This window comes from Sphaerospermopsis kisseleviana CS-549 (assembly GCF_028329225.1).
GTDB classification, from domain to species: Bacteria; Cyanobacteriota; Cyanobacteriia; order Cyanobacteriales; family Nostocaceae; genus Sphaerospermopsis; species Sphaerospermopsis kisseleviana.
In genome coordinates this window covers 1-11333 of sequence record NZ_JAQMTI010000167.1, presented here as the reverse complement: position 1 = coordinate 11333, position 11333 = coordinate 1, and the positions used below count along the sequence as shown (strand labels likewise).

The following is an 11333-nucleotide window of genomic DNA, read 5'->3' as shown; positions in this document are numbered from 1 at the left end:
ATTGATATTAACATCAAATGTGGTAATTCTTTAATTAGTCGTTTTGCGTTAGATGCTGATTTGCGAGTTGCTTTAAATAAAAGTAATTACAGTATTGAAATTTATAGAAATGCTGTACAAACTTACCGCAACGCTGAAAATCGAGAACAAAAAAGAGCAATGAACAAATTGATTAACGATATTAAAAGTAATTTGAAAACAACTTTGGGATTAAGTGATCATAATAAAACTAAGTTAAGACAATTAGAGGGGGAAGTTTACAATCTGGAAAATCAAACCTTATTACTAGAAGAAAGTGAAGATGAGAAAAAACTGCGGGTTCAAAGAATTAGTCAGTTAAATAATGAAATTGATAAGTTACGGGTTGAGATTGAAGAAATAGAAAATGGCAAAATTTACACTTATGCTTTTGAATGGCGTTTTGAGTTTCCTGAAGTATTAAATAATGATGGTGATTTTATTGGTTTTGATGTAGTAATTGGTAATCCTCCTTATATTAGATCAGAAGAATTAGGATATTTAAAAATCTATCTAAAAAATAAATTTACTACCTTTGCTACTGCTGGAGATATATTTTATTATTTTTATGAGGTTTCACATTCAATTTTAGCCAATCAAGGTAAATTCTGTTTTATTAACAATACTTATGATAAAACAACTGCTGGTAAGATACTAAGAGATTTTGTGATCAAAAATTTTACCATTGACAAGTATTTAGATTTTACTTCCGTAGTTGTATTTGATGAAGCTACTACTTATACAATTATTTTTCTTGCTTCCAAATCTTATAATATTCATGAAAGTTTTGATTTTATTAAAGTGAATAAAACTCTATATGATGACAGGGTAAATCTTTTTAACCCCGAACATTTTAGTCGAATTTCTCATCAATCATTATTAGGTGAGGTATGGCATTTTAGAAATGATGGTGAGCAAGAATTATTAAATAAACTCAATAAAAATAATCGAATTATAGATATATTTGGTAAATGTTATCGTGGTATATTAACTGGTTTAAATGAGGCTTTTATCATTAATAAAAAAATGTCTAATGATCCAGAATTAAAACCTGTTTTTGATGGTAAAGACATTAAAAAATGGGTTACTCCATCTGCTGATAAATGGATGATAATATTTGCCAGTAAATCTACACAATTAAATTTTGGTAAGCTAACAGAAGATGACGCTTTAGAAAGGATGAAAAAACAATACTCAAGTATTTTTAAGCATCTATTAAATTTTCAGAAAAAAGCTAAAAAAAGATATGACAAAGGTCAATATTGGTGGGAATTAAGAAACTGTGCTTACTATGATTTGTTTACCCAACCTAAAATTATATTTCCTAATCTGCAAAAATCAAATAAATTTTGTTTTGATGAATCAGGTACTTATCTCAATGCACCAGCAGTATTTTTACCAATAAGTGTCAAGGAAAAATATTTACTTGGTATCCTTAATTCTCGACTAATTTGGTATTTTTTGAGAAATATTTGTGTTGTCAGAAGTGGAGGTTATCTTGAAGTAAAACCTCAATACTTTGAACAAATCCCTATTCCTCAAATTTCTAATCTTGATCAAGACATTCTGACACAATTAGTTGATCAAATTCTCACAGCTAAAAAATCAGATCCAAATGCAGATACAAGCGGATTAGAAGCAGAAATTGATCAAATGGTTTATCAACTTTATGAATTAACACCAGAAGAGATTAAAATAATAGAAGGATAAACTGTACCTAAATTTACACAATAGAAGTACCTAAGCAAGTTGAGAAAGTGGAAAAAGCGAAAAGCGGAAATATTGATTTATAAAATACAGGGGTTTGCAAGATGCTACTCATGAGTTATAATTTTATGGATAGCACTTTATTGAAATGAATAATGGAAAAAGTTGTTACTAAAATTAATCAAAAACAACAGAAAAGCGATTTTTATTATTGGCAGAAGCAATCATATCAAAAACGTTTAGAAGCACTAGAACAAATTCGTCAGGAATATCACCAATATCAGTACAATGTTGAACCAAGATTTCAAAGAGTTTATACAATTATTAAACGATAATCAAGTAAAGTATTTAGTAATTGGTGGTTATGCAGTAGCCATTCATGGACACCCTCGCTATACCAAAGATATTGATATTTGGATCGAAATGAGTCAGGAAAATGCTGAAAACCTGATGAAGGCATTAGTGGAATTTGGTTTTGGTAGTTTGGGTTTAACTGCTGAAGATTTCCAATGCGCTGATCAAATTATTCAATTAGGTTATCCTCCTAATCGCATTGATTTAATTACTACACCAGATGGAATAGACTTTACAACCTGTTATCAGGCCAGAATAGAGATAAAAATTGATAATATTTTTGTTAATTTTATTGATTTAGAAAATTTGAAATTAAATAAACAAGCATCAGGGAGATTACAAGATTTAGCTGATTTAGAGAATTTACAAGATTAAGATACCAGCTAATCATGAAATAAACCTGCTTCTACATGAAAAAAATCTCCCAGCTTTTCAGCTACTTCTAAACTTATTGTCTGCTTACCATTCAAAATATCATCAACCACACCTTCTAAACCTAAAAAATCTTGTAAATCAGCTTTAGTTTTCCCAGACTCCTCCAAAAGAAACAACAACAGAGATAGAGGATTATTTTGTTGAACAGGTTGATAATATTCTTGTTCAAACTTTTCTATTAACGTTATTAACAATTGATAAAGTTCATTTTCTTCAGGACTGCGTTCTCGGTGCATTAAATCTTCTACAATAGCTAAAGCTTGTTCATTTTCTGCCTCATTTTTAATAATTCTGGGGAGATATGCGTTTAATAATTCTTTGTATTTTTCTGGATTAAAAGTAAGGGTCATTTTTCCAATTATCCTTATCGTATTCTGGGTGAGTGAGGATATATTTAATATAAATTAATTGTCCTTCATAATCTATGCTAACAATCAATCGGTATTTATTCCCTTTAATATTGAAAACTGTGAAGTTACCAACAGCTTCAGCTTTTGGAAAAACCTGTTGTACTTCAATTAAGTTTGACCATTTAGCTTTACTAGCAATCTTATACCAGTTGTTTAGTGCTTCCTGAGAATCTGCATGATTTTCTATATATTCCCTCAATATTCTAAAACTAATAACGTGCATCTTCCTATTTATACCTACCAAATTTTCCCCATCTTTAAAACAAACCCTGGTAAAACAGGTTCACAACTCACAACATCAGGATTTTCTAAACATTCTACATCTTCCCCAGGAAGATAAATATAAACGTGCCGATTTTTTCTATCAATTAATAATCCTAATTGTATTCCTGGTTCTTGCATATATTCCCACATCTTATCTTTTAAAGGTTGCAAATTATCAGAAGGGGACATTAACTCAATCACCACATCAGGACAAATCGGAGCAAATTTTATCTGTTGTTCAGGTGTTAATTTATTCCATCTTTCTAATTTTATCCAAGCAGCATCAGGAGAACGTTCCGCACCAGTAGAAAGTTTAAATCCTGTACTTGAATCAAAACAAATTCCTGTACCATCTTTTTCAGACCAGACATATAACTGTCCAGACAAATTAAAATTACGATTCCCTGTTTCTGAACCTGTTGGTGGCATAATTGATATTTCTCCATATTTATTTCTCTCAATGCGTAAATCACGGTTTTCCTGACAGAAATCAAAAAATTGTTCATCTGTCATTGGCATTGACGAGGGAAAATGTAATATCAAAGGTGATGAAAGCATGATGATTTCCTCCATCTAAATTAAAATAAATTATATCACAAGCACTGATAAAATTTACCTTATAAGTAACAATAATATCCCCAAATTCTTGAAAAAGTCAGATTTCTGATAAGGATGAGATATAAAATATAATAGTTAATCAAAATGGTGAATATGCGATTACTACACACAATGTTGCGGGTAGGCAACCTAGAAAAATCCTTGCAATTTTACTGTGATATCCTGGGGATGAAATTATTGCGACGTAAAGATTACCCAGGTGGAGAATTTACCCTGGCTTTTGTAGGTTATGGGGATGAAAGCGACCACACTGTGATAGAATTAACCTATAACTGGGGCGTGGAAAAGTATGATTTGGGTAACGCCTATGGTCATATCGCCCTGGGAGTAGATGACATTTACTCCACCTGTGAGGAAATTAGAAACCGTGGAGGTAAGGTAGTCCGCGAACCTGGTCCTATGAAACACGGTTCAACAGTGATCGCTTTTGTTGAAGATCCCGATGGTTATAAAGTTGAATTGATTCAACTGGCTACTCACGGTACAACAGAAACAGAAAAATCCCCAGCCCAGTTGGTTAGTCAGTAATTATCCTCTAAAGTATCTTATCTTAGAGTAGGGTGGGCTTGGTCCCACCATCACCATCGCCACCATCACCATCGTCTGTATAAACTTGTGATTATTTGCCAATCACCAATTTATAACCTAAAATCGTCAATCTTAAAAATCTAAACATCTAAAATCTTAAAAATGCAGCCTACAGATCCAAATAAATTTACTGATACAGCTTGGGATGCTGTTATTAAATCTCAAGATATTGTCCGCGCTTATCAACAACAACAATTAGAAGTAGAACATTTAATTCTTGCCCTTTTAGAAGAATCTAGCAGTGTAACTTCAGGTATTTTAGCCCGTGCGGAAATTGATCCGATTCGGTTACAGGAGCAATTAGAAGGTTATACTAAACGTCAGCCCAAAGTAGCTAAAAGTGATCAGTTGTATCTGGGAAGAAATTTAGATTTACTGCTAGATCGAGCCGAAGAAATTCGTGGGAGAATGAAGGAAGGGGAAATCTCGGAAGGTCATGTTTTATTAGCTTTTGCGGAAGATGAACGCATTGGAAGACGGATATTTAAAGGTTTAAATGTTGATATTGCTAAGTTAGAAACTGCTGTTAAAAATGTTCGCGTGACTCAAAGAGTTTCTACAAAAGCAGGAGAAAAAGAATCTGCGGATCTTAATGAACCAGCTTTAAAACGTTTTGGTAGGGATTTAACAGAACAAGCAAAGGCAGGAAAATTAGATCCGGTTATTGGACGTGATGATGAAATTAGGCGTGTAATTCAAGTTTTATCCAGACGTAGCAAAAATAACCCGGTTTTGATTGGTGAACCTGGCGTTGGCAAAACTGCGATCGCCGAAGCTTTAGCCCAAAGAATGGTTAATGGTGATGTTCCTGAGTCTTTAAAAAACCGTCAATTGATATCTTTAGATATTGGTAGTTTAATCGCTGGGGCAAAATACCGTGGTGAATTTGAAGACCGTTTAAAAAACGTCCTCCGGGAAGTTACTGAATCTAACGGGCAAGTAGTCCTATTTATTGATGAACTGCATACCGTTGTCGGTGCAGGTTCTAACCAACAAGGATCAATGGATGCGGGTAATTTACTGAAACCTATGTTAGCCCGTGGTGAATTGCGTTGTATTGGTGCAACAACTTTAGACGAATATCGTAAATTTATAGAAAAAGATGCAGCTTTAGAACGTCGTTTTCAACAGGTATATGTAGATCAACCCACCGTAGAAAACACTATCTCAATTTTACGGGGTTTAAAAGAGCGTTATGAAGTACATCATAACGTTAAAATTTCCGATTCTGCTTTAGTGGCAGCAGCAACATTATCAGCCCGTTATATTGCAGATCGGTTTTTACCTGATAAAGCTATTGACTTAGTAGACGAAGCCGCAGCGAAATTAAAAATGGAAATCACCTCCAAACCTGCGGAGTTAGAAACCATTGATAGACGCTTAATGCAGCTAGAAATGGAAAAACTGTCCTTATCAGGTGAAGAACTAGCTACACCACAAACTAAGGAACGTTTAGACAGAATAGAGCAAGAAATTGCCACTTTAACCGTTAAACAGCAAACATTTAACGAACAATGGCAAGGAGAAAAGCAATTATTAGAAGCTATTAGCACCTTAAAGAAAGAAGAAGACGCGCTCAGAGTGCAAATTGAACAAGCTGAAAGAGATTATGATTTAAACAAAGCTGCTCAATTGAAATATGGCAAATTAGAAGGAGTACAAAGAGAACGAGAAATTAAAGAAACGCAGTTATTAGAAATTCAAAGCCAAGGTTCTACCCTGCTACGGGAACAAGTCACCGAAGCTGACATTGCGGAAATAGTCGCCAAATGGACAGGTATACCAGTTAACCGCCTTTTAGAGTCAGAACGCCAGAAATTACTGAAATTAGAAAGCCATTTACACGAAAGAGTTATTGGACAAGAAGAAGCTGTTGCTGCTGTTTCCGCTGCTATTCGTCGCGCTCGTGCGGGAATGAAAGATCCATCTCGTCCTATTGGTTCATTTTTGTTCATGGGACCCACTGGGGTCGGTAAAACCGAACTCGCCCGCGCCTTAGCTCAATTTCTCTTTGATTCTGATGATGCTTTAGTGCGTTTAGATATGTCCGAGTACATGGAAAAACACTCAGTTTCTCGGTTAGTGGGTGCGCCTCCCGGATATATCGGTTATGAAGAAGGTGGTCAACTTTCCGAAGCTATCCGTCGTCATCCCTATTCTGTGGTGTTACTAGATGAAGTGGAAAAAGCCCATCCCGATGTATTTAATATTCTGCTGCAAGTGTTAGATGACGGTAGAGTTACGGATTCTCAAGGAAGGGGCGTAGATTTCCGAAACACAGTTATAGTAATGACTAGCAACATCGGCAGCGAACATATTCTTGATGTTTCTGGTGATGATTCAAAGTATGATATGATGCGAAATAAAGTGATGGAAGGTTTGCGATCGCACTTCCGCCCCGAATTTCTTAACCGCGTTGATGACTTAATCCTGTTCCATACCCTCAGTCGTTCAGAAATGCGCCATATCATCCGTATTCAACTAAAACGGGTGGAAAAACTACTCAAAGAACAAAAAATCTCCTTTGAAATATCCCAAGCTGCTTGTGATTATTTAGTTGAAGCTGGATATGATCCAGTTTATGGCGCACGTCCGCTAAAACGGTCAATTCAGCGTGAAGTTGAAAACCCCCTGGCTACCAAATTGTTAGAAAATACCTTTATTTCTGGGGATACAATTTTTATAGATAAAGGTGAAAACGGACTGACATTCTCTAAAAAACAAGCAGTTAAAGTATCAGTGGGGAAAAAGAATGTGAAATTAGTAGAAGCATCTTCTGATGTGTAGGTTTATATATCTTGTGGGAGTGGATAGGATAATTAACCCCACAAGATTATGTTGCATTACCTGATATATTTATTGAGGTGATTTTCGATGATTGCAAATCCTAGTTATAACTATATTTCCTCTGAAGAATATTTAGAATTAGAAGAAACCAGTTCTATCAAACATGAATACAGACAGGGACAAGTTTATGCAATGGCTGGTGCTAGTAATACTCATGTAGTTATTAGTGGCAATGTGTTTGCTATGTTAAGAAATCATCTGCGCGGAAAAGGTTGTCAAGCTTATATTTCCGACACGAAAGCACATATTGAAAAAATGGATATTTATTATTATCCTGATGTAATTGTTAGTTGTGATTCAAGAGATAAAGCCTTTAATAACTTTTTACGTTATCCCTGTCTAATTATCGAAGTTTTATCTCCTACTACAGAAGCTTTTGATAGAGGTGATAAGTTTGCTGACTATCGTAATTTAACCACACTCCAAGAATATGTGTTAGTCAGTCAAAATAAAATCAATGTAGATGTTTTTCGTCGTAATTCAGAAGGACAATGGGTATTGTATAGTTATGGAAAGGAGGAAAATTTACATTTAGCAAGTGTAGATTTTCAATGTTCTATAAATGATGTTTATGAAGATGTGAATTTTGAATCTCCCTCTTAATTTGGCAAAGCATCTAATTGTCTGAATCAGGATGTCCAGGATGATAGGATATCGTGTTATGACTGCATACAGTTTAATTCCTCTTCACCTCCAAACAGTCCACCTTCACGGGGTTGGGGTGGTGTGAAGGGGTTTGCTTGTAGTTGTGTGGGTTGGGAAGGAATGGTAATAATTATCGTATTATCTTTTCCATCTTGTGTGATATTTATTTGTTTGTCAATGTTGTTAAAATTCATAGGATAATTACACTTAAAAAATGTTCAAATACTTTATAAATAAAAGAGTTTAGCATTGCTAAACCCTTACTTTCTATTTTGTTTACTTGGCATTTTCTAAAATTAAATCAATAGCTTGTTGTAATATCATTTCCTTATCTACCATTACTGCTAATTCTTCAGTTTCATATTTACCTTCAAATGCTTCTTTTGCTGCACCATTCAATGATAATTCATAAGCATCTTCTAAAGTTTCTCGCAATTCTTCACTGGTAAAGTACACTCCTCCTGATTTACGACGCTTGTTTGTGCGTTGAATTTCTTTCACTGCATTAGCAAGAGACAAATTCCATGATCTAGTGGTACGTTTTTCCGCAGCTTGTTTAATTAGATGCAGAAGAATAATTTTACCAAAACTAAAAATTTTATTCAGCTTATCATCTTTACTCATTTCCGTCATCTCTTCAACTAGTAGCAATGCACCAGGAATATTGCCATTTATCAGTAATTGTTGAAGTTCTAGTAATTCTTCCATAACTCAAACCTCCTGAATTGAATTGCTCAAATTGATTATAAAAATAGTCGAATATACCCATTTCATCATAATTACTTAAAATCATCCACTAATACTGTTACAATTGTTTACCTCAAATTCTCTTCCCAGTACCCAGTCACCAGTCACGAGTCCCTAGTCACCAATCCCCCTAACATGGTAGTGTAATCCGAATCATAATTTAGAGGTATTCCTTACCTCAAAAAAGACATACATAGCCGAAAATTGATCCTCAGAATGATCTCTGCCAGTAAAACAGACAGATAACTATGCTAGAACAAGGCACTATCAGTATACATACTGAGAATATTTTCCCCATTATCAAAAAATCTCTCTATTCAGATCATCAAATTTTCTTGCGGGAACTGGTATCCAACGCTGTGGACGCGATCCAAAAGCTGAAAATGGTCTCTCGTGCTGGTGAGTATAATGGAGACACAGGTGAACCCGAAATTACAATTGCCATAGATAAAGATAACAAAACTCTCTCCATTTCCGATAATGGTATCGGCATGACCGCAGAGGAAGTCAAGAAATACATTAACCAAGTTGCTTTCTCCAGTGCAGAAGAATTTATTCACAAATATGAAGGAAAAGCCGATCAACCAATTATCGGACATTTTGGTTTAGGTTTCTACTCCTCCTTCATGGTGGCGAAAAAAGTAGAAATTGATACCCTTTCCTACAAAGAAGGTTCTCAAGCGGTTCACTGGAGTTGTGATGGTTCACCAGAGTTTACCTTGGATGAATCTTCCCGCACTACTCGCGGTACTACCATTACTTTAACATTAATGCCTGATGAGGAAGAATATTTAGAACCTGCGAGAATTAAGAATTTAGTTAAAACCTATTGTGATTTTATGCCAGTTCCCATCAAATTAGATGGGGAAGTTTTGAATAAACAAAAAGCAGCTTGGCGCGAATCTTCTAGCAGTTTAACTAAAGAAGATTATTTAGAATTTTACCGCTATCTTTATCCTTTCCAAGAAGAACCTTTGTTATGGGTGCATCTAAATACAGATTATCCTTTTATTGTGAACGGGATTTTGTATTTCCCGAAAATGCGCCCTGATGTGGATGTCACTAAAGGACAAACAAAGTTATTCTGTAATCAGGTTTTTGTAAGTGATAACTGTGATGAAATTATTCCTCAATTTTTACTACCTATGCGGGGGGTAATTGATAGTACAGATATTCCTTTGAACGTTTCCCGGAGTGCATTACAAGGCGATCGCACAGTTAAAAAAATCGGTGATTACATCGCTAAAAAAGTCGGCGATAGCTTGAAAGAATTATATCGCACCGACAAAGAAAAATATATCAACGCCTGGAAAGATTTAGGCACATTCGTTAAATTTGGTGTTCTCAACGATGAGAAATTTAAGAAACAAGTTGAAGACATCATCGTTTTCCGCACCACTGCCAAATTAGAAGCAGAAAAAACAGAAACACCCGCAGTAGAAGTACAATCTTCTGAGAGTGATGTTTGGCAAGATGTCACCCCAGGAAACACCACCAGCTTACCTTATACCACCCTCAAAGAATATTTAGAACGCAACAAAGAACGCCACGAAAATAAAGTTTTCTACTGCACCGATGAAGCGAGTCAAGCGACTTATGTAGAACTTCACAAAAACCAAGGTTTAGAAGTTCTATTTATGGACTCCTTCATTGATACCCACTTTATTAACTTCCTAGAAAGAGAATATCAGGACGTTAAATTTACACGGGTAGACTCTGACATTGATAACACATTATTAGATGATAAATCAGGGGAAATTGTAGACCCCACAACCAACAAAACCAAGAGTGAAATTATCAAAGAATTATTTGAAAAATCACTCAACAAACCAAAAGTTAATATTCGTACCGAGGCGTTAAAATCAGATAATCCCCAAGGAACACCACCAGCAATGGTATTGTTACCAGAAATTTTGCGTCGTTTGCGAGATATGAACGCCATGATGCAACAGCAAAATGCAGAATTTCCTGAAGATCATATTTTGTTAGTAAATACCGCCCATCCTTTGATTCAAAACTTGTTAACCTTGAACCAAGGAAGTATTATTCAAGGTGATGGAGAATCACCCACATCGCAGTTAACAAAAATGATTTGTCAGCACGTTTATGATTTAGCATTGATGTCACAAAAAGGCTTTGACGCTGAGGGCATGAAGTCTTTTGTGGAAAGGTCTAATGATGTGTTGACTAAGTTAACAGAAAAAGCGAGTCAGTAGGTACAATATGTAGGGGTTTAGCAATGCCAAACCCCTATCTTGTTATTGCTGACATAGGAAATTGAAATTGTCTGAATCAGGATGTCCAGGATTTGAGGACTTACAGGATGATTTCTTTTTAAGGATTTTTTACAGGATTGGCAACAAAATGGTTTTAAATAGCTTTATAATTTAATTAAGTAAACAATATTTCAAGATGCAATGATATCTATTCCTATTACCCTAGAACAACTGATTGCAGTTGTAAAACAGTTACCACCAGATGAACAAGCACAGGTAGCAATGTCCTTACTTAAAGGGGATTTATCTTCAGATTTAACAGAATTACTACAAAAACAGTATGCAGGGTAAGAGCATCTCAATCAGGCTTGACATAAGGGCTTTTCGGAATCTAATGTAGAGTCAATGAAACAAGAACTGAGAACTTGAATCATGTAATCGTTATCCATAGCAGTGCGTTTCATTTTTTGTCGCAGACTACGTT

The 11333-nt window shown here is 35.1% G+C and carries 13 protein-coding genes; 8 read left to right on the top strand and 5 right to left on the bottom strand.

The features are described from left to right. From PN497_RS13865 to PN497_RS13855, 3 genes are all read left to right on the top strand, one after another. Nucleotides 1-1728, top strand: a 1728-nt coding sequence (locus PN497_RS13865) for an Eco57I restriction-modification methylase domain-containing protein (protein WP_272110428.1), incomplete at its 5' end; no start/stop codon positions are given. 152 nt (nucleotides 1729-1880) lie between these two features. Next, nucleotides 1881-2060 carry a hypothetical protein gene (locus tag PN497_RS13860; RefSeq protein ID WP_096566335.1) on the top strand — a complete coding sequence of 60 codons (180 nt, stop codon included), beginning with the start codon at nucleotides 1881-1883 and terminating at the stop codon, nucleotides 2058-2060. Continuing rightward, nucleotides 2014-2454, top strand: a complete 441-nt coding sequence (locus tag PN497_RS13855) for a DUF6036 family nucleotidyltransferase (protein WP_096566333.1) — start codon at nucleotides 2014-2016, stop codon at nucleotides 2452-2454. The genes PN497_RS13860 and PN497_RS13855 overlap by 47 nt, the downstream gene beginning before the upstream one ends. An 8-nt stretch (nucleotides 2455-2462) precedes the next feature. On the opposite strand, the gene PN497_RS13850 is transcribed toward PN497_RS13855, so the two are convergent. From PN497_RS13850 to PN497_RS13840, 3 genes are read right to left on the bottom strand one after another with little or no spacing between them, the layout of a single operon-like run. After that, nucleotides 2463-2864: a helix-turn-helix domain-containing protein gene (locus PN497_RS13850; RefSeq protein WP_096566331.1), complete on the bottom strand. Its 402-nt coding sequence runs from the start codon at nucleotides 2862-2864 to the stop codon at nucleotides 2463-2465. Beyond that, on the bottom strand, nucleotides 2848-3147 hold the full coding sequence (locus tag PN497_RS13845; protein ID WP_096572595.1) for a type II toxin-antitoxin system HigB family toxin: 300 nt from the start codon (nucleotides 3145-3147) through the stop codon (nucleotides 2848-2850). Before PN497_RS13845 ends, PN497_RS13850 begins: the two co-directional genes overlap by 17 nt. Nucleotides 3148-3161: 14 nt before the next feature. After that, nucleotides 3162-3746: a Uma2 family endonuclease gene (locus PN497_RS13840; protein ID WP_096572594.1), complete on the bottom strand. Its 585-nt coding sequence runs from the start codon at nucleotides 3744-3746 to the stop codon at nucleotides 3162-3164. A gap of 153 nt (nucleotides 3747-3899) precedes the next feature. On the opposite strand from PN497_RS13840, the gene gloA reads away from it, so the two are divergent. The 3 genes from gloA (at nucleotide 3900) to PN497_RS13825 (ending at nucleotide 7844) form a co-directional block, all read left to right on the top strand. Next, complete coding sequence (gene gloA, locus PN497_RS13835) at nucleotides 3900-4334, top strand: lactoylglutathione lyase (RefSeq protein WP_096566329.1); 435 nt, start codon at nucleotides 3900-3902, stop codon at nucleotides 4332-4334. 162 nt (nucleotides 4335-4496) lie between these two features. Then, nucleotides 4497-7181, top strand: a complete 2685-nt coding sequence (gene clpB / locus PN497_RS13830) for an ATP-dependent chaperone ClpB (protein ID WP_096566327.1) — start codon at nucleotides 4497-4499, stop codon at nucleotides 7179-7181. A gap of 87 nt (nucleotides 7182-7268) precedes the next feature. Then, complete coding sequence (locus PN497_RS13825) at nucleotides 7269-7844, top strand: Uma2 family endonuclease (protein WP_096566325.1); 576 nt, start codon at nucleotides 7269-7271, stop codon at nucleotides 7842-7844. Nucleotides 7845-7900: 56 nt separating this feature from the next. On the opposite strand, the gene PN497_RS13820 is transcribed toward PN497_RS13825, so the two are convergent. Continuing rightward, nucleotides 7901-8080, bottom strand: a complete 180-nt coding sequence (locus tag PN497_RS13820) for a hypothetical protein (protein WP_096566323.1) — start codon at nucleotides 8078-8080, stop codon at nucleotides 7901-7903. Nucleotides 8081-8162: 82 nt separating this feature from the next. After that, nucleotides 8163-8594, bottom strand: a complete 432-nt coding sequence (locus tag PN497_RS13815; protein WP_096566321.1) for a DUF29 family protein — start codon at nucleotides 8592-8594, stop codon at nucleotides 8163-8165. 287 nt (nucleotides 8595-8881) lie between these two features. On the opposite strand from PN497_RS13815, the gene htpG reads away from it, so the two are divergent. Both htpG and PN497_RS13805 read left to right on the top strand, forming a co-directional pair. Beyond that, nucleotides 8882-10849 carry a molecular chaperone HtpG gene (gene htpG, locus PN497_RS13810; protein ID WP_096566319.1) on the top strand — a complete coding sequence of 656 codons (1968 nt, stop codon included), beginning with the start codon at nucleotides 8882-8884 and terminating at the stop codon, nucleotides 10847-10849. 201 nt (nucleotides 10850-11050) lie between these two features. Next, nucleotides 11051-11200, top strand: a complete 150-nt coding sequence (locus PN497_RS13805) for a hypothetical protein (RefSeq protein WP_272110422.1) — start codon at nucleotides 11051-11053, stop codon at nucleotides 11198-11200. The last annotated feature ends 133 nt before the right edge of the window (nucleotides 11201-11333 follow it).